The 18,239-nt window shown below is 68.9% G+C and carries 13 protein-coding genes; 7 read left to right on the top strand and 6 right to left on the bottom strand.

Going from position 1 to position 18,239, the window contains the following annotated elements:
- The first annotated feature begins 146 nt into the window (after positions 1–146).
- From HUA78_RS21650 to HUA78_RS21675, 6 genes are all read left to right on the top strand, one after another.
- Positions 147–1,343: a cyclic nucleotide-binding domain-containing protein gene (locus HUA78_RS21650; protein WP_174464228.1), complete on the top strand. Its 1,197-nt coding sequence runs from the start codon at positions 147–149 to the stop codon at positions 1,341–1,343.
- Between the two features lie 104 nt (positions 1,344–1,447).
- Positions 1,448–1,927 carry a hypothetical protein gene (locus HUA78_RS21655; RefSeq protein ID WP_174464227.1) on the top strand — a complete coding sequence of 160 codons (480 nt, stop codon included), beginning with the start codon at positions 1,448–1,450 and terminating at the stop codon, positions 1,925–1,927.
- Between the two features lie 2 nt (positions 1,928–1,929).
- Positions 1,930–2,703, top strand: coding sequence for a hypothetical protein (locus HUA78_RS21660; protein ID WP_254623828.1), 774 nt, complete (start codon positions 1,930–1,932; stop codon positions 2,701–2,703).
- Entirely contained in the window at positions 2,700–3,455 is a 756-nt protein-coding gene (locus HUA78_RS21665; RefSeq protein WP_217442549.1) for a hypothetical protein, read from the top strand. The genes HUA78_RS21660 and HUA78_RS21665 overlap by 4 nt, the downstream gene beginning before the upstream one ends.
- Before the next feature lie 479 nt (positions 3,456–3,934).
- On the top strand, positions 3,935–6,040 hold the full coding sequence (fusA, locus tag HUA78_RS21670) for an elongation factor G (RefSeq protein WP_174477053.1): 2,106 nt from the start codon (positions 3,935–3,937) through the stop codon (positions 6,038–6,040).
- A gap of 303 nt (positions 6,041–6,343) precedes the next feature.
- Positions 6,344–7,837 (top strand): DEAD/DEAH box helicase, encoded by a 1,494-nt coding sequence (locus HUA78_RS21675; RefSeq protein WP_174477054.1) that lies wholly within the window; start codon positions 6,344–6,346, stop codon positions 7,835–7,837.
- A gap of 77 nt (positions 7,838–7,914) precedes the next feature.
- Here the strand turns inward: HUA78_RS21675 and HUA78_RS21680 are convergent, their stop codons facing one another.
- Positions 7,915–8,457 carry a pyridoxamine 5'-phosphate oxidase family protein gene (locus tag HUA78_RS21680; RefSeq protein WP_174477055.1) on the bottom strand — a complete coding sequence of 181 codons (543 nt, stop codon included), beginning with the start codon at positions 8,455–8,457 and terminating at the stop codon, positions 7,915–7,917.
- Positions 8,454–8,876 carry a PaaI family thioesterase gene (locus HUA78_RS21685; RefSeq protein ID WP_371745628.1) on the bottom strand — a complete coding sequence of 141 codons (423 nt, stop codon included), beginning with the start codon at positions 8,874–8,876 and terminating at the stop codon, positions 8,454–8,456. Before HUA78_RS21685 ends, HUA78_RS21680 begins: the two co-directional genes overlap by 4 nt.
- A gap of 61 nt (positions 8,877–8,937) precedes the next feature.
- Here HUA78_RS21685 and HUA78_RS21690 point away from each other — a divergent pair, with 61 nt between their 5' ends.
- Complete coding sequence (locus tag HUA78_RS21690; protein WP_141645618.1) at positions 8,938–9,540, top strand: TetR/AcrR family transcriptional regulator; 603 nt, start codon at positions 8,938–8,940, stop codon at positions 9,538–9,540.
- Positions 9,541–9,582: 42 nt separating this feature from the next.
- On the opposite strand, the gene HUA78_RS21695 is transcribed toward HUA78_RS21690, so the two are convergent.
- The 4 genes from HUA78_RS21695 to HUA78_RS21710 all read right to left on the bottom strand — a co-directional run bounded on the left by HUA78_RS21695 (position 9,583) and on the right by HUA78_RS21710 (position 18,208).
- The gene (locus HUA78_RS21695) at positions 9,583–13,050 is read right to left on the bottom strand and encodes a methylmalonyl-CoA mutase family protein (protein ID WP_141645619.1); all 3,468 of its coding nucleotides are present in this window, start codon (positions 13,048–13,050) and stop codon (positions 9,583–9,585) included.
- Between the two features lie 75 nt (positions 13,051–13,125).
- Complete coding sequence (gene meaB / locus HUA78_RS21700) at positions 13,126–14,109, bottom strand: methylmalonyl Co-A mutase-associated GTPase MeaB (protein WP_174477056.1); 984 nt, start codon at positions 14,107–14,109, stop codon at positions 13,126–13,128.
- The gene (gene scpA, locus HUA78_RS21705) at positions 14,106–16,295 is read right to left on the bottom strand and encodes a methylmalonyl-CoA mutase (protein WP_174477057.1); all 2,190 of its coding nucleotides are present in this window, start codon (positions 16,293–16,295) and stop codon (positions 14,106–14,108) included. The genes meaB and scpA overlap by 4 nt, the downstream gene beginning before the upstream one ends.
- Positions 16,295–18,208, bottom strand: coding sequence for a methylmalonyl-CoA mutase subunit beta (locus tag HUA78_RS21710; protein ID WP_174477058.1), 1,914 nt, complete (start codon positions 18,206–18,208; stop codon positions 16,295–16,297). The genes scpA and HUA78_RS21710 overlap by 1 nt, the downstream gene beginning before the upstream one ends.
- Positions 18,209–18,239: the final 31 nt, after the last annotated feature.

Genomic DNA, 18,239 nt, shown 5'->3' on the forward strand with positions numbered 1-18,239 from the left:
GCCGTCGTCGCGCGCGGACCCCATGAACCCGCCTCTCCGGGGCACCGCGAGGGGTGATATAGCCGGCGCACGTCTGCCGGGACGTCGAGGCCCTTGGGTAGGGTCGTCGACGTGGGGGTCTCATCTCCCGGCCAGGGGGACGCGCAATGGCGGGGTCCGAGTCGGAAGTGCCCGAGTCGAGCGGGGAACGAGCTGGTGCGGAGGGCACGCTCCAGGCGCTGCAATCCCTGATGGGGCTGGAGTCGGCCGCGACGGCCGCGCGGCTCTACGAGGAGCTGGGCGCGGCGCAGCGGGAACGCCTGCTGCGTGACGCGGCGTTAACGCCTCCAGAGGTGCGCCAGCGACTGGCGGAGGTGCTGCGGTGGGCTCGGGATTTCTCCGGTGCCGCGCGGCTCCTGGTGGGCTGTGGCGAGGATGCGCGCATGGCGGCGCTCTACGTCCAGGGAGGCCAGTACGTGGACGCGGCGGAGGCCTTCCTGCGCGCGGGTGAAGCGGACCGGGCCGCCGCGGCCTTCGAGCGCGGTGGCGCGCTGGAGCGGGCGCTGGAGGTGTATCGGGGCCTGGGCTCGCGCGAGGCGGTGGCCCAGTGCCTGGTCCGCCTGGGTCGTCCGTACGAGGCGGCGCTCATCTACCGCGAGCTGGGCCAACCCCACGCGGAGGTCGAGGCGCTGGGCAGCGTGCCGGCGGGGGACGCGCGGCACGTGGAGTCGGTGCTGCGCATGTGCATGTTGCTGGACGCGGAGGGCTTCACGCGGCGGGCGCTGGCGCTGCTCGCGGACACGATGCGGGGCTCGGAGGTCGCGCGAGGCGACCCGGCGCTGGCCGCGGAGAAGGCGCGCCTCTTGCGTCGGATGGGCATGGACGCGGAGGCGGAGGCCGTCATCGCGCGGCTGCCGTCCCAGAGCTCCTCACCCGAGGCCAACGGGTACGGGTATCTCAAGGCGATTCCCATCTTCGGCGAGCTGTCGCTGGACGACATGAAGGACCTGTATCGCGTGGCCCGTCAGGTGCTCATCCCCGCGGGCGCGGTGGTGCTGGAGAAGGGCGCCGCGGGCGTGGGCCTCTTCGTGTTGCTGGAGGGCACGGTGGATGTCTTCAGCGGCACCGAGGACGACGCGCGCCGGCTCAACACGCTGGGGCCCGGGGCGTACCTGGGAGAAATCTCGCTGGTCCAGGACGCGCCCGTGTCCGCGCGGGTGAAGGCGCGCACGGCCGTGCGAGCGCTGCGCATCACCCGGGCCGGCTTCCAGCACTACCTGGACACGCACGAGGCCGCCGCGCTGCGCATCTACCGGCTCTTCACCCAGAACCTCGCCGCGCGCGTGCGGGCCCTCAGCATCTGAGGGGCGCCCCCCGCTGGTAGGTAGGGTTGACCTCGGCCAATCTTGCATCAGGAGCCGGAGACTTCGAAACTCGCGAATGTCGCTACTTCAAGGAGAGACACCGCATGTCTTCGAAGCTCGTGTTCGCTGTCGTGACCCTGCTGTCGATGTCCGCTTTCGCCGAGGAGGACCTGAAGCCCGCGCAGGAGGAGGCCAAGGCCTCCTTCGAGGAGTCGACCGCCGAGGCGCTGAAGGCCGCCAATGAAAAGTGCGGCACGAAGCTCGCCGTGAAGACGGACTTCCAGAACTTCAAGCCGGAGGACTGGTCGGGCACGAGCTTCAGCTCGTACTGTGAAGCGGCGATCAACGGGGTGACGAGCCTGTGTGAGCGCCCGGCGTACAAGAAGTCGATCGCGAAGAAGGTCACCAGCTTGTCGTGCCTGTTCGCCGGCGTGAAGCCCGCGGACAAGAAGGACACCAGCGTCAACGGGGCGACGCAGGCGAACATCTCGCTCGACAAGGGCACCCTCACGTACCGCATGGGGAAGGACCACACGAACATCGAGGACAACACCAAGGCCGTGCTCGAGAAGGCGCTGAACTGAGTATGGCGCGGAAGCTGGCGATGGTGCTCACGCTGCTCCTGTCCTCTGGGGCCGTGGCGGCGGAGTCCCTGGATGCCTTGTCCCTCAAGGTGTACCGGGGCAAGGATGGTCAGACGCTGGATGTCGTCGCGCTGGCTCCGCGCGAGTCGTCGGAGGCGGTGCTCCAGGTCCGGGGCGCCGACTCCGAACATGACGGCCTCGCGGTGCGCTGCAAGGTGCGCGGCACGCGAGAGGGTGTCGACTACGTGGCCCGTCATCGCGGCGCGGACTGGGTGCTGGCGTCCGAGCGCGAAAGCGGTGTCTACGACGTGTTCCTTCCGGGCAAGCCTGCCTTCCGCGTGCGGTTCAACCCGGAGGCGACGGAGCGTGTGTCCGCCTCCGAGGTGCTCACCGCGCATTCCCTGCAACGTGAGTCAGGGAGGCTCGCCGCCTTCGAGAAGAAGGCGTGGCCCCACCTGGAAAAGAAGTACACCGCGCGCGCCGCCGAGGCCCTGACGGCGCTGCGCGGTGCGTGTGGCACGACGGCGACCTTCACCTTCGACTGGAAGACGTTCAGTGACGAGGTGATGGCGGACGTGGATGTCTGGGCGGCCTGTGCGCCGCTGCTCACCCAGGCGCGGGCTCGCTGTGCCGCGCTGAAGGATGTCACGGCGTTGACGTGTCGCTTCGGTCCCGCGCTCGCGCTGGATCGCAGTGGGTCCACGCTCGTCTTCACCACCCACCGCGAGGGCGCGGCCGATGGGGCGGCGTTCCTCGGCAGGAGTCTCGGACGATGATTCGACGCGCGGTGGTGCTGACGTGTCTGGTGTCGACGGTGGGCGCGGCCCGGCCCCCGGCGACGCTCGCGGACCTCCAGGCCCTGGCCTCACAGAAGGCCTGGGCGGAGTTGCTCGAGCGCGCGGAGGATGTTCCCGCCGCGACGCGCACGGACTCGTGGCGGAATCTGGTGACGGATGCCGCGACAGCGGAGGTCGAAGCGGCGACGCCCACCGACGAAGAGCCGTTCGCCGCCGCGAGGAAGGCCCGGACCCTGGGGCAGCGGTATGCATTCCTCGCCAAGGCCACTCCCTACACCGCCGCGCGTGACGCGAGCGCGGTGAAGGGGCTGGAGCGCTGCCTCGCGCAGGAGGGGCGCGACTGTGTCGAGACGTATCAGCAGCTCGCGGTGGGCACGGGGCCGGAGTCCGCGCTGAAGGCCGCCCGGCTCGTGAGACAAGGCCGCTTCGCATACGTGGCGATGCCCCTCTTCGCCCTGGCGGTGGGGGAGCGGAAGGACTCCGGCGTCTGCAAGGATGAGGCGCTCGGGGAGACGGTGCTCGCGGCGCTGGACCTGCCCGTGGCGGACGCTCGCGCGGCGGAGGCGAAGAAGGTGGCCTTCGAGCGGTGCTGGGCGGCTCTGGGCGCGAAGCTCAAGGCGGCCACGGTGGGCGGCTCCGCCTACTTCCTGGAGAACACCTGCCAGCCCATGCGCGCCCGCAAGGCGCTGACCGAGTTGCAGGACGACCTCTGCAAGGACGCGGGGCTCTGAGCCAGGCCTCTTCCCCTGAAGTCGCCACGCCGATGCGCGGGCCGCGCGCGCGTTGCGCACGGGGCTTCAGGGGGATATCGAGGGCCGTGAGTTGACAATGGCAGTCGTCTGTCTTAACTCATTCGCATCATGAGGCCCGTCTCCTTCACTGCCCTGCTGATTGCGCGCTTCCCCGCGCCGGCGGCGGACGTGTGCCTTTCCCCCCGTCACGAGGTTCTGCTCGACATTTGAGCAGGCGGGCCGGAGTCCTTCCGGTGCGCGGGTCGCTGGTTCCCGCGTGTCGTGAAGCCCGGTTCCGCCCTGGCTCCGTCTGAGCCGTCGTGTGTCCTCACGCGTCCCTGAGCGGGCCTTTCGAGCCCCTCCGGCATGTCGCGCGTGCGTGCGCCTGACGGCTCCACGCCCGTCGTGTCTCCAACCGGCTCCTCTCTCATCCATCGCCACCCGTGGGCCTCGCTGCCCGACGGGAACAGGAGTCTTTTATGTCCCGCAGCACTCGCATCGAGCGGTACCGCAACATCGGCATCATGGCGCACATCGACGCGGGCAAGACGACGCTCACCGAGCGCGTCCTGTTCTTCACCGGTCGCATCCACTCCACGGGAGAAGTGCACGATGGCTCCACGGAGATGGACTGGCTGCCGCAGGAGAAGCAGCGCGGCATCACCATCACCTCCGCGGCCACCACCGCGTTCTGGTCACCTCGTCACGGGCCCTCCGCGGGCACGCCTCATCGCATCAACATCCTGGACACGCCGGGACACGTGGACTTCACCATCGAGGTGGAGCGCTCCCTGCGCGTGCTGGATGGCGCGGTGGCCGTGTTCGATGCGAGCCAGGGCGTGGAGCCCCAGTCGGAGGCGGTGTGGCGTCAGGCGGACCGCTACGGCGTCCCGCGCATCGCGTTCATCAACAAGATGGACAAGGTGGGCGCGGACTTCGTCATGAGCCTGGAGTCCATCCGTGAGCGCCTGGGCGCTCGCGCCGTGGCGGTGCAGCTGCCGCTGGGTGAGGAGTCGGAGTTCCGTGGCCTCGTGGACCTGGTGCGCATGAAGACCCTCCACTTCGACGGAGAGGCCGGTGAGTACCGCGAGGAGCTGTCCGTGCCGGAGGACGTCCGGCAGCGGGCGGAGACGTTGCGGCTGCGGCTCATCGAGGCGGCGGCGGACGTGGATGACGCGGTGATGGAGAAGTTCGTGGACGGGCGTCTGGAAGACATCACCGAGGACGACCTGGTGCGTGCGCTGCGCGCGGGAACCCTCTCGCGCACGCTGGTGCCGGTGCTCGCCGGTTCGGCGTTCAAGAAGAAGGGAGTGCAGATGCTGTTGGACGCCGTCGTCGACTACCTGCCCGCGCCCTCGGACCTTCCGTCGGTGGAGGGACTCGTTCCGGGCACGGAGCAACGTGCCTCGCGCGAGCCAACGGACGACAGTCCTCCGGCCGCGCTGGTGTTCAAGATGATGAGTGACAAGAACGTGGGCAACATCGTCTTCCTGCGTGTCTATTCGGGCACGCTGCGCGCAGGCACCGTCCTGCTCAATCCCGCCACCGGCAAGCGGGAGCGCGTGGGTCGGCTGATGTTCATGCATGCCAATCGCAGGGAGGACGTCTCGGAAGTCCATGCGGGAGACATCGCGGCGGCGCTCGGCCTGAAGAACGTGCGCACGGGAGACACACTGAGCGACCCCGAGGCACCCGTGGTGCTGGAGTCGCTCGGCTTCCCGGAGCCCGTGGTGCACCTCGCCGTGGAGGCGAAGTCGCCCGCGGAGCTGCCGAAGCTGGAAGAGGGCCTGCATCGCCTGGCGGCGGAAGACCCGTCGCTGCGCGTGGGCGTGGACCCGGAGAGCGGCCAGGTGCTGCTGTCCGGAATGGGTGAGCTTCACCTGGAGGTGGTCGTGGACCGACTGAGGACGGAGTACGGCGTGGAGGCGCGCGTGGGACAGCCCAAGGTGGCCTACCGCGACACGCTCAAGCGCGCCGTGCGCCAGGAGTACCGGCACGTCCGTCAGACGGGCGGGCCCGGACAGTATGCGCGCGTGGTGCTGGACGTGGCTCCGGCGGCGCGTGGCGCGGGGCTCGTCTTCGTGGACGACACGAAGGGCGGCTCCATTCCGAGGGAGCTGGTGCCCGCCATCCAGAAGGGTGTGGCGGGTGCCATGGAGCGAGGCGTGCGGGACGGCGTGGCGCTCGTGGACGTGGAGGTCCGGCTGGTGGATGGAGACACGCACGTGCGCGACTCCACGCCCCAGGCGTTCTCCATGGCCGGTTCCCTGGCGCTCCAGGAGGCGGTGCGGCGGGTGGGCGTGCAGGTGCTGGAGCCCGTGATGGACGTGGAGGTCACCACGCCCGAGGAGTACGTGGGCGAGGTGTTGGGAGACCTGGCCTCGCGGCGGGGCCGGGTGCTGGGAATGGAGACGCGGGGCAATGCCCGCGTGGTGTCCGCGCGGGTGCCCATGGCCAGCCTCTTTGGCTACGTGACGGGCTTGCGGGGCAGGACGCAGGGCCGGGCCCAGGCCAGCATGCGGCTGGGGACGTATGAGCCCCTGCCAGAAGTGCTCCAGGCGTCACTGTCCGAAGCACGGGCATGACGGAAGGGTGAGGAGGGCCCCGGGGCTGTACGCCTCGGGGCCCTCTTCGTTCGCCCGACACCCCACAAAAGCGGCTGTCAAGGGCTCGATTTCACGGGACATCCGTCCCGGGAGAGGGCAGGGTCCGCGGCCGAATGCGTGGAATGGGCGGGAGGACCCCCCTGTTCTCCGACATTCTCAAGCGGGTCGGCCGGCCGGGCCGGACCGCGCACCGCCAGGTGCCCTCGATACTGAACTCGATTGGGCTCGCTGCGCGGGCTTCCTTGCCTGGCGAGGAAGCAGACTCACTTCGACTAGGAATCCATGACTTTCGACGAATTGCAGCTTCACGACACCCTCCTGCGCGCGGTCAAGGCGGAGGGGTACACCACGCCTACGCCCATCCAGATGAAGGCGATTCCACACGCCCTGGCTGGGAAGGACGTGCTCGGCGTGGCCCAGACGGGCACGGGGAAGACTGCGGCGTTCGCGCTGCCGATTCTCCAGCGTCTGTCCGCCAAGGCGCCGACCGGGGGCGCGCGTCCCGTGCGTTGCCTGGTGCTCACTCCCACGCGAGAGCTCGCGGGGCAGGTGAGCGAGAGCTTCGCGACGTACGGCAAGAACCTGCCGCTGCGCCACGCGGTGATTTTCGGCGGAGTGGGCCAGGGCGCGCAGGTGCAGTCGCTCAAGAGCGGCGTGGATGTGCTGGTGGCGACGCCTGGTCGCCTGCTCGACTTGATGGACCAGGGTTACGTGTCGCTGCGCTCGCTCGAGGTGTTCGTGCTCGACGAGGCGGACCGCATGCTGGACATGGGCTTCATCCATGACGTGCGCAAGGTCATCAAGGCGCTGCCCTCGAAGCGGCAGACGCTGTTCTTCAGCGCGACGATGCCGCCGGAGATTGTCGACCTGTCTCGCAACATCCTCACGGACCCCATCCGGGTGGAAGTGACGCCGGTCTCCAGCACGGCGGAGACCGTTGCTCAGCAGGTGTACTTCGTGGAGCGCGAGCAGAAGCGCGGCTTGCTCACGCACCTGCTGAAGGACGGCAAGATTGAGCGTGCGCTGGTCTTCACGCGCACCAAGCACGGCGCCAATCGGGTGGCCAAGCAGCTCGAGGGCTCCGGTGTCACGGCCGCCGCGATTCATGGCAACAAGAGCCAGAACGCGCGTGAGCGTGCGCTGGACGACTTCCGCAACGGCGCGCTCCGGGTGCTGGTGGCCACGGACATCGCGGCGCGCGGCATCGACATCGACGGGTTGAGCTTCGTCGTGAACTACGACCTGCCCAACGTGCCGGAGCAGTACGTGCACCGCATCGGCCGCACGGGCCGCGCGGGAGCGACGGGCACGGCGGTGTCCTTCTGCGACGGCGAGGAGCGCGCGTACCTGCGCGACATCGAGCGGACCATCCGCCGCAGCGTGCCGGTGGTGGAGGAGCATCCGTACCGCTCGGGCCTCGCGGCGCCGCGTCCTGGGGCCTCGGCCTCGGTGGACGAGCCTGTCGCGCGCAGCTCGAATTCCGGTGGGCAGTCGCGAGGCGGGCAGGGCGGTGGTGGTGGCCGAGGCAATCAGCCCAGCAACTCGTCGCGTCGTCGCCGGGGTGGTGGCGGAGGCCAGGGACGCCCCGAAGGGGGCCGTTCAGCGCGGGGTGGTGGCGGCTCCGCGGGTTCGGGTCGTGGCGGTGGACAGCAGTCGCGCGGTGGCAATGCTCCGTCGCGTGGCGGCAGCGCTCCGGCTCGCTCTTCGGGTCCGGCGCCGGCTCCCGTGAAGGTCGCCGAGCCGCCCGCGCGTCGTCAGACGTCGAAGTGGCTGTGAGCTGAATCCCTCCGAGGACCCGTGATGCGCGCTCGACGTGCTCACGGGGCCTTGAGGTGGTGTGACGGGTGGGCCGGTCAAGCCAGGCCCGCCGTCATGGCCCCGAGGTGAACGGACTCGATTCGTTCGACCTCGAAGTCGCGCACATGATCGAGCTGGCTCCAGAGTCGCGAGTGGCCCTTGAGCCACCGGAGCCGCCGCACGCGTCGCGCGAAGCGCTCTTGCTCCTCAGGTGTGGCGCGTCGGGGTGGGCCGAGTACGTGCCCCACGAGTCGCAGCGCGGGTGGGCGCGCGAAGCGTCCCGCGAGGAGTGAGCGAAGCCAGAACAGCTTGCCGCTGTCCACGGCGAGGATGCTCACGCGGGAGTCCTTCGCGAGGTTCGACGGGAGCCGCCGCGCGAAGACCTCGAAGAAGATGCCGCGTCCGGGCTCACCGAGCAGGACCGAGCCAATGGGCGTGACGTGGGGTGCTCCTCGCGCATCGACGCTGGCGATGGCGAAGTGCAGGGAGCTGGCGAAGGCCCTGGAGAACAACTGGCGCACTCGGGGCCACTGCTCGTGAAGCGCCTTCGGGTCTGTTCTCGAAAAGCCCTGGAGCGCGGGCTCCGCGGCGGAGTTCATGTCTCCTCGCGAGGCGCCATGGCGGCGATGGTGCCCTGGGCCACGGCCACCAGCGTCTCGCCCTTCTCCGTGACGACGAAGATGTCGCAGTGGCAGACGGATTGTCTGCGTCCGGCGTGCAGCGCGCGAGCCCTGGCGATGAGCATGGAGCCCTGAGCGGGGCGCACGTAGTTGATCTTGAACTCCGACGTGACGACGGGCGCCGCCATCGCCGAGCCCCCCGCGAAGGTGAGCGCGTTGTCCGCCATGTAGCTGAGCACGCCCCCATGCACGAAGCCGTGCTGCTGACCCAGCTCCGGACGCAGCGGCAGCTCGAGCACGGCCTCGCCCTTCGTCAGGTGCACCAACCGGGTCCCCATCAGCGTGCTGAACGCCTGCTGCTTGAGCACCTGCTGACCCAGCTCCATCAGTGACTCCACGGCGACCTCCCAGATGTCTAGAATATAGTTCTAGAACACTGTTCTAAAGTAAGGTGGAGGGATGCGCAACCCGGGTCACCGGAGAGAAGAGGTCCTCAAGGCGGCGCTGGAGTGTTTCCTGGAGCGGGGCGTCGAGGGGACGACCCTGGCGGCCATCCGCGAGCGCTCGGGGGCCAGCACGGGGAGCATCTACCACCTGTTCGAGAGCAAGGACGCGATTGCCGCGGCGCTCTACCTGGACGTCCTGGGCGAGTACCAGTCAGGGGTGGTCGAGGTGCTCAAGACGCAGCCGGGAGCCCGGGAGGGCGTCGAGGCGCTCGTTCGTCACCACCTGGAGTGGACGCTGGCGCGGCCGGATGCGACGCGCTTCCTCATGGGCGCGCGAGGCGTCGCGGCGGTTGTCGCGGCCGAGGCGAGCATCCGCGAGCAGAACAAGGGTTTCTTCCGGCAGATGAAGGACTGGTGGCAGGCGCACGTCCGGGACGGCGCGTTCGAGGAGATGTCCTTCGAACTCTTCCTCGCCATCCTTCGCGGGCCCGCACAGGAACTGGTGCGCGACTGGCTCGCGGGACGGACGAAGACGGACTTGCGTGCGGCCATCCCGGTGCTTGCGCGTGCTGCATGGCAGTCCGTCGAAAAACGGCCCACGCGCTCCAAGAAGTGAGCGGAGGGCAGGGGCCCCGATTCGCGCGGGGCCCCTGAGGCACTACATGTTCCGCCGGTACTGCCCACCCACCTCGTACAGCGCGCGGGAGAGCTGGCCGAGCGTGCAGACCTTACAGGCGTCCATCAGGGCGGAGAAGATGTTGCCGTTGTCGAGCGCCGCGCGCTTCACGGCCTCCAACGCCGCCGGAGCGGTCGCCGCGTTGCGCTTCCAGAAGGCGTCCCTCGCGGTGATGGAGTAGTCCTTCTCCTCCTTCGTCGCGCGAATCACCTCCGGCGGCGTCACCGTCGGAGAACCCTTCGGGTCCAGGAACGTGTTCACCCCGATGATGGGCAGCGTCCCGTCGTGCTTCTGCATCTCGTAGTACAGCGACTCCTCTTGAATCTTGGACCGCTGGTACATGCGCTCCATCGCGCCCAGCACGCCGCCGCGCTCGGAGATGGCGCGGAACTCCGTGAGCACCGCCGCCTCCACCAGGTCCGTCAGCTCATCGATGATGAACGCGCCCTGGTTGGGGTTCTCGTTCTTGGAGAGCCCGAACTCCTTGTTGATGATGAGCTGGATGGCGAGCGCGCGCCGCACGCTCTCCTCCGTGGGCGTGGTGATGGCCTCGTCGTACGCGTTGGTGTGCAACGAGTTGCAGTTGTCGTTGAGTGCCAGCAACGCCTGGAGCGTGGTCCGGATGTCGTTGAACGCGATCTCCTGCGCGTGCAGGGAACGGCCCGACGTCTGGATGTGGTACTTCAGCTTCTGCGAGCGGTCATTGCCGCCGTACTTGTCGCGGATGGCCTTGGCCCAGATGCGGCGCGCCACGCGGCCCAGCACCGCGTACTCCGGGTCCATTCCGTTCGAGAAGAAGAACGAGAGGTTGGGCGCGAAGTCGTCGATGTGCATCCCGCGCGACAGGTAGTACTCGACGAAGGTGAAGCCATTGGCCAGCGTGAAGGCCAGCTGGGAGATGGGGTTCGCCCCTGCCTCCGCGATGTGGTAGCCGGAGATGGACACCGAGTAGAAGTTCCTCACCTTCTTGTCGGTGAAGTACTGCTGGATGTCGCCCATCACCCGCAGCGCGAACTCCGTGGAGAAGATGCAGGTGTTCTGCGCCTGGTCCTCCTTCAGGATGTCCGCCTGCACCGTGCCGCGCACCTGCTGGAGCGTCGTCGCGCGGATCTTCTCGTAGACGTCGCGCGGCAGCACCTCGTCGCCCGACACGCCGAGCAGCAGCAGGCCCAGTCCGTCACTCCCCTGCGGCAGGTCACCCTGGTAGCGGGGCCGAGGCACCCCGCGCTCCCGGTAGATCGCGTCGATCTTCTTCTCGACCTCGTCGACCTTGTTGTTGGCGCGAATCCACTTCTCGCACTGCTGGTCCACCGCCGCGTTCAGGAAGAACCCGAGCAGCATCGGCGCGGGGCCGTTGATGGTCATCGACACCGACGTGGCCGGGTCCGCCAGGTCGAAGCCCGAGTAGAGCTTCTTCGCGTCGTCCACGTTGGCGATGGACACGCCGGAGTTGCCGACCTTGCCGTAGATGTCCGGCCGGTGGTCCGGGTCCTCGCCGTACAGCGTGACGGAGTCGAACGCGGTGGACAGGCGCTTCGCGGGCAGGCCGCGTGACACGTAATGGAAGCGCTTGTTGGTGCGCTCCGGGCCGCCTTCACCCGCGAACATGCGCGCCGGGTCCTCACCCTCGCGCTTGAGCGGGAAGACGCCGGAGGTGAACGGGTACGCGCCCGGCGCGTTCTCCCGCAGCAGCCAGATGAGGATGTCGCCCCAGTCCTCGTAGCGGGGCAGGGCGATCTTCGGGATGCGCAGGTGGGAGAGCGACTCGGTGAACAGGTCCAGCTCGATGACCTTGTCGCGCACCTGGTACTGGTACTTGGACGCCGCGTAGCGCCGCTTTGTCGCGGGCCACTCAGTCAGCAGCCGACGGCAGTCGGGGTCCAGGCGAGACTCCAGGTCCTTGTACAGCTCCACCAGCTCGCTCAGGTACGCGGGCTCGCCCTCGACGCGCTCGGTGACGTGCACCACGTCGGACGTGTCCTTCGGCTCGACGATCTCCAGGCGCTTCTTGCCGACGTTCTGTCGCAGCGCCTCGATGGTGCCGTGGAGCTGATACATCCGCCGCGCCACCGCCGCCTGGGAGCGCGCGAACTTGTCGTACGCCTCGCACGTCTCGACGATCTCCGCGAGGTAGCGGGTGCGATCGGGCGGGATGATCCACTTCTTCTCGCTCATGCCCGGCGTCGGCTCCAGGTGCGACTGGAGCGGGGCGCCCGTCTTGCGAACCACCGTGTCGACGATGGCCCGGTAGAGCTGGTTCATCCCCGGGTCATTGAACTGCGAGGCGATGGTGCCGTACACGGGCACCGAGTCATCCGCCGTGGTGAACGCGTTGTGGTTGCGCTTCCACTGCTTGCGCACGTCGCGCAGCGCATCCAGCGAGCCGCGCTTGTCGAACTTGTTGATGGCGATGACGTCCGCGAAGTCGAGCATGTCGATCTTCTCGAGCTGCGTCGCCGCGCCATACTCGGCCGTCATCACATAGAGCGAGACGTCCGAGTGCTCGATGATCTCCGTGTCGGACTGACCGATGCCGGAGGTCTCCACCACGATGAGGTCGAAGCCCGCGGCCTTGCACACCTCGATGGAGTCACCCACGTGCTTGGACAGCGCGAGGTTGCTCTGCCGGGTCGCCATGGAGCGCATGTAGACGCGCTGGTTGTCGATGGCGTTCATGCGGATGCGGTCACCGAGCAACGCGCCGCCCGACTTGCGCTTCGACGGATCCACGGAGAGCACCGCCAGCGTCTTGTCCGGGAAGTCCGCGAGGAAGCGGCGCACCAGCTCGTCCACGAGGCTGGACTTGCCCGCGCCACCGGTTCCGGTGATTCCCAGCACGGGCACGCGCGGCTGCTTCGCGCTCAGCTTCGTCATCGCGTCGCGCAGCGCGTCTCCGGCGCTCGCGAAGTTCTCCGCGATGGTGATGAGCGAGGCGATCTTCATCGAGTCGCGCACCGGCATGGCCGCGACGGCCGGCCCGTAGTCCGCGGGGCGCTTCTCGAAGTCACACTCCGAGATGAGGTGGTCGATCATCCCCTGGAGGCCCATGGAGCGGCCGTCGTCCGGGGAATAGATGCGCGTCACGCCGTAGGCATGTAGCTCTTCGATTTCCGTGGGGAGGATGGTGCCGCCACCGCCGCCGAAGACCTTGATGTTCGCCCCGCGCTGCTTCAGCAGGTCGATCATGTACTTGAAGTACTCGACGTGGCCTCCCTGGTAGGAGGTGATGGCGATGCCCTGGGCATCTTCCTGGATGGCGCAGTCGACGATTTCAGAGACCGAGCGGTTGTGTCCCAGGTGGATGATTTCGGCGCCCGACGACTGCATCAGCCGGCGCATGACATTGATGGCCGCGTCATGCCCGTCGAACAGGGAGGCGGCCGTCACGATTCGCACATGGAATCGCGGCTTGTAGGGCCCGGGGACCGGGGTCAACTGGACGTTTCGCACGCCGCGTACAGTAGGAGCGCGGTGGGTGTCGGGCAAGCGATTGAAGCGGGGACGGCCGAGGCTCGACGCGGACTGTCAAGCCCTCGATTCCGGGAGGAATGCACCCAGGACGCGCAGTGCGGCGGACGTCGCCGTGGCACGGCCCTCACGCACGTCATGTTCCAACTGGGGGAACAGGGCGGCCACCGTGGGGTTCGCATGCAGGGCCGCCCGCAGGCCGTCCTGCACCATGGACCACATCCAACCCACCTGCTGCGCGTGCCGACGCTGCTCCATCGCTCCAGAAGCCACGCGCTTGTCCAGTTGCGCTTCCAGCGAGCTCCACAGCGAAGCGATGCCCGTGCCCTCCATCGCGCTGCACGTCGTCACCACGGGCTCGTTGCCGGGACGCATCAGGTGAAGCGCGGCGCGGTACTCGGCGCGAGCGCGCTCGGCGCGGGGCTGGTTGTCACCATCCGCCTTGTTGATGGCGAGCATGTCCGCCACCTCCAGGATGCCGCGCTTGATTCCCTGGAGCTCGTCCCCCGCACCCGCGAGCATCAGCACCAGGTAGAAGTCCACCATGTCGGCGACCACCGTCTCTGACTGGCCCACGCCCACCGTCTCCACCAACACCACGTCGAAGCCCGCGGCCTCGCACAGGAGCAGCGTCTCGCGAGTCTTGCGTGCGACACCGCCCAGCGTTCCGCTGGAGGGACTGGGACGGATATAGGCCGCCGTCTCACGCGACAGCCGGGCCATGCGCGTCTTGTCGCCCAGGATGCTGCCGCCGGAGATGGTGCTCGACGGGTCGATGGCGAGCACCGCGACGCGCCTTTCCTCGCCCACCAGGTGCATGCCCAGCGCGTCGATGAAGGTGCTCTTGCCCACGCCGGGCACGCCGCTGATGCCCACCCGTCGGCTGCCACCCGTGTGAGGGAGCAACCGGGTGAGCACTTCCTGGGCGAGCGACTGGTGGCGCGGGTGCCCGCTCTCCACCAGGGTGATGGCACGAGCCAGCACGGACCGGTCGCCTGAGCGGACGCCTTCCACATAGGCCTCCGCCGTCAGCAGCTTCACTCCTCCTCCTGCGCCGCCGAGAGCTTCTCCAGCAGCTCCACCGCGGCCTTCGAGATGACGGTGCCGGGGCCGAAGATGGCGGCGGCGCCCGCGGCGCGAAGCTCGTCATAGTCCTGCGCCGGGATGACGCCGCCGACGACGACCATGATGTCCTCACGGCCCAGCTCGCGCAGGGCGCGCTTGAGCTGTGGCACCAGCGTGAGGTGGCCCGCGGCCAGGGAGCTGGCGCCCACGACGTGGACGTCGTTCTCCACGGCCTGACGCGCGGACTCCTCGGGCGTCTGGAAGAGCGGGCCGATGTCCACGTCGAAGCCCAGGTCCGCGAAGGCCGTGGCGATGACCTTCTGTCCCCGGTCATGCCCGTCCTGCCCCATCTTCGCGATGAGGATGCGCGGCCGACGGCCGAACCGCGCGAGGAACGCGTCCGCGGCGGCGCGTGCCTGGATGATTCCCTGGGAGTCCTTGCCTGCTTCGCTCGAATACACGCCGGACACGCTTCGCACCGTGGCCTCGTAGCGCCCGAAGACCTTCTCGAGCGAGTCGCTGATTTCTCCCACCGTGGCCTTCGCCCGCGCCGCGTCGATGGCCAGCGCCAGGAGATTGCCCTCGTTGCGTCGGCCCGCCTCCGTCAGCGCGTCCAGCCTCCGCCGCACTTCCTCCGCGTTGCGCTCCGCGCGGAGCTCCTTGAGCCGGGCGATCTGCGCCTCGCGCACCGCGGAGTTGTCCACCTTGAGGATCTCGATGTTGTCGGGGCGCTCGGGCGGGTACTTGTTCACGCCGATGATGGCCTGACGGCCGGAGTCGATGCGCGCCTGCGTGCGGGCCGCCGCCTCCTCGATGCGCAGCTTGGGGAGGCCCGCTTCAATCGCCTTCGTCATGCCACCCAGCGCTTCGACCTCCTGGATGTGGCCCCAGGCCTTCTGCGCGAGCTCGTGGGTGAGCCGCTCCACGTAGTAGCTGCCGCCCCACGGGTCGATGACGCGCGTCGTCCCGCTCTCGAGCTGGAGATACAACTGGGTGTTGCGGGCGATGCGCGCGCTGAAGTCGGTGGGCAGCGCAATCGCTTCATCGAGCGAGTTGGTGTGCAAGCTCTGCGTGTGGCCCTGGGTGGCGGCCATCGCCTCCACGCAGGTGCGCACCACGTTGTTGTACACGTCCTGCGCGGTGAGGCTCCAGCCGGAGGTCTGCGAGTGGGTGCGCAGCGCCAGGCTCTTGTCGCTCTTGGGGCTGAAGCCCTTGATGAGCCTGGCCCAGATCATCCGGGCCGCGCGCATCTTCGCCACCTCCATGAAGAAGTTCATGCCGATGGCCCAGAAGAACGACAGCCGGGGCGCGAAGGCATCCACTCCCAGGCCCGCCGCGAGGCCCGCGCGCACGTACTCCACGCCGTCCGCGAGCGTGTAGCCCAGCTCCAGGTCCTGCGTCGCTCCCGCCTCCTGCATGTGGTAGCCGCTGATGCTGATGCTGTTGAAGCGCGGCATCTTCTCGGCGGTGAAGCGGAAGATGTCGCCGATGATGCGCATCGACGGGCCCGGCGGGTAGATGTACGTGTTGCGGACCATGAACTCCTTGAGGATGTCGTTCTGGATGGTCCCGCTGAGCTGCTCGGGCTTGACGCCCTGTTCCTCGGCCGCGACGACGTAGAGCGCGAGGATGGGCAGCACCGCGCCGTTCATCGTCATCGACACGCTCATCTGGTCGAGCGGGATGCGGTCGAACAGGATGCGCATGTCCTTGATGCTGTCGATGGCCACGCCCGCCATGCCCACGTCGCCCGCGACGCGAGGATGATCGCTGTCGTAGCCCCGGTGCGTCGCGAGGTCGAACGCGATGGACAGGCCCTTCTGACCGGCCGCGAGGTTGCGCCGGTAGAAGGCGTTGGACGCCTCGGCCGTGGAGAAGCCCGCGTACTGGCGCACCGTCCACGGCTGCTGCACGTACATGGTGGAGTAGGGGCCGCGCACGAAGGGCGGCAGGCCCGGCAGCGAGCCCAGGTGCTCGACGTCCGCCAGGTCCTCGCGCGTGTACACGGGCTTGACCGGGATGCCCTCGGGCGTGTCCCAGTGTTCGGCGTCGCGCCGGCTGGTGGCGGCCTGGCTTCCCTGCGCATTGAGTGCGGGCGTGGGCGCCTGCGTCTCGGGCGCGTCGAAGTCGATGCCGGAGAAGTTCGGGACGTGGGTGCGCATCAGGCCACTCCGAGCTGCGCGTGCAGCGAGGACAGGAGCGAGAACAGGTCCGCTCCCGCGTAGATGAAGAGGTCCACACCAGCCGCGCGGAACGCGGCCTCGTTATCACCAGGACGACCCGCCACGGCGACCACGCGTGCGCCCTTGGCCTTGAGCTGGCTGGTCAGCGCGGGCACCCACTCCGGATACATCGCGTCCGGTCCGGAGATGACCGCGAGGGACGCGCCTGACTCCGCGAAGGCGGCCACGGCGGCGGCGGGGTCGGCGAAGCCGTGCTTCTCGCGCGACTCGATGCCTCCCGCGGCCAGCGCGTTGACCACCCACATGGACCGTGTCGTGTGCTCCGCCACCGCGCCCAGGCTCGCGAGGAACGCGGTGGGGCGCTGGCCCTTCGCCGCGAGCGTGCGATCACTCGCGTCGCGCAGCAGCTCGAAAGGCTCCGAGATGCGAGAGGGCTTGAGGCCCACACTCCTGCTCACCTCCGCGCCCTCTGTGACGCCGGGGACTCGCGCGGAATTCTCGACGCCGAAGGCCTTGCGGGCCTCGCGCTTCACGGGCGTCTCACCCAGGAAGGGGAACTCGCTCACTCCGACGATGGGCTGCTTGCGCGTGCGCACGGCCTTGTCCCGCGCCGCGCGCGTCTCCGTGAGCACGCGGGCGATATCGCCTTGAGTGAGCGCCTTCTCCATGCCGCCCAGGCCTTCGATTCGCTGCAGCTCCGTCCAGGCCGCTCGCGCGATTTCGGTGGTGAGCTGCTCCAGGTAGTAGCTGCCGCCCGCCGGGTCCGCGACGCGGTTGAGGCTGGACTCGTCGCGCAGGATGAGCTGTGTGTTTCGCGCGAGCCTGCGCGCGCCTTCATCGGGAGCACCCAGCGGCTCGTCGAAGGGCGACGTGCTGATGCTGTCCGCGCCCGCGACGACCGCTGCGAAGGACTCGGCCGTGCCGCGCAGGATGTTCACCCACGGGTCGCGCTGTGTCTTCGTGGCGCTCGCGGTGCGCGCATGCAGCCGCATGGCCTGCGCCTCGGGGGAGCCGCCCGACGCGGCGACGACCTTGGCCCAGAGCAGCCGCGCGGCGCGCAGCTTGGCGATCTCCGGGAAGAACTGTCCGCCGACGGACAGCGCGAACTGCACCGAGCGCGCCGCGACCTCCGGCGGCACGCCCGCGCGCTCCATCCCGCGCAAGTACTCGACGCCCGTGGCGATGGCCCACGCCAGCTCATGCACCGACGTGGCGCCCGCGTCCGAGTACGCCCGCGTCGAGATGAGCAGCGCGCGCAGCTCCGGCGCGCTCCCGCTCAGCGAAGTGACGAGCGGCGCGGCCTCGGTGAACATCGCGTCGACGCCACCCGGCAGCGCGCCGGTGCGAGCGAGGATTCCCAGCGGGTCGATGCCCAGCGAGCCGCTCAGCGCCTTGCGCGACACACCCGCCTTGGTGGCGACGCCCAACAGCAGGGACGCCATGGAGACGGGCGCCGCCTCGGACTCCAGGTGCACGGGAGTGCGGGCCAGGAGCACCGAGGCCAGCAGTTGCTCCATCGTGGCCTCGTCCTTCACGGGGATGCCGCGAGTGGGGCCCAGGCAGAGCCAGACCGCCAGCGTGCCGCGCTCCAGGTCATTGCGGATGGCCTCGGCGGCGACGGCGATGTCCGGCTCGGCGTACTCCTGGCACACCAGCCATCCACCCTCGGTGTGGCCCAGGGCCTGCGTGCCTCGCACGTACGGCGCGACGCCCGGGGGCGGCGGCGCGGCGTCCTGGGAAGCGTAGAGGGGTTGGAGCGTCAGCCCGCCTTCCAGCGGCGACTGGAGCGACGTGAAGGGCTTGCCCTTCAGGTCCTTGTCCACGAGTCGGCGCCACTCGTCGAGCGAGCGAGCCGGGAACTCGGTGGCGATGTGAAGAGGCACTTGCGACATGCTGTGTCCTCGCAGGGGAGTGGCACCGTGG

This window comes from Myxococcus sp. CA033 (assembly GCF_013336625.1).
GTDB classification, from domain to species: Bacteria; Myxococcota; Myxococcia; order Myxococcales; family Myxococcaceae; genus Myxococcus; species Myxococcus llanfairpwllgwyngyllgogerychwyrndrobwllllantysiliogogogochensis.

Bases quoted from the DNA above. Each gene is read 5' to 3' on its own strand.
- HUA78_RS21650 (WP_174464228.1), top strand. From the start codon at position 147: ATGGCGGGGTCCGAGTCGGAAGTGCCCGAGTCGAGCGGGGAACGAGCT.
- HUA78_RS21655 (WP_174464227.1), top strand. From the start codon at position 1,448: ATGTCTTCGAAGCTCGTGTTCGCTGTCGTGACCCTGCTGTCGATGTCC.
- HUA78_RS21660 (WP_254623828.1), top strand. From the start codon at position 1,930: ATGGCGCGGAAGCTGGCGATGGTGCTCACGCTGCTCCTGTCCTCTGGG.
- HUA78_RS21665 (WP_217442549.1), top strand. From the start codon at position 2,700: ATGATTCGACGCGCGGTGGTGCTGACGTGTCTGGTGTCGACGGTGGGC.
- fusA (WP_174477053.1), top strand. From the start codon at position 3,935: ATGTCCCGCAGCACTCGCATCGAGCGGTACCGCAACATCGGCATCATG.
- HUA78_RS21675 (WP_174477054.1), top strand. From the start codon at position 6,344: ATGACTTTCGACGAATTGCAGCTTCACGACACCCTCCTGCGCGCGGTC.
- HUA78_RS21680 (WP_174477055.1), bottom strand. From the start codon at position 8,457: ATGAACTCCGCCGCGGAGCCCGCGCTCCAGGGCTTTTCGAGAACAGAC.
- HUA78_RS21690 (WP_141645618.1), top strand. From the start codon at position 8,938: ATGCGCAACCCGGGTCACCGGAGAGAAGAGGTCCTCAAGGCGGCGCTG.
- scpA (WP_174477057.1), bottom strand. From the start codon at position 16,295: ATGCGCACCCACGTCCCGAACTTCTCCGGCATCGACTTCGACGCGCCC.
- HUA78_RS21710 (WP_174477058.1), bottom strand. From the start codon at position 18,208: ATGTCGCAAGTGCCTCTTCACATCGCCACCGAGTTCCCGGCTCGCTCG.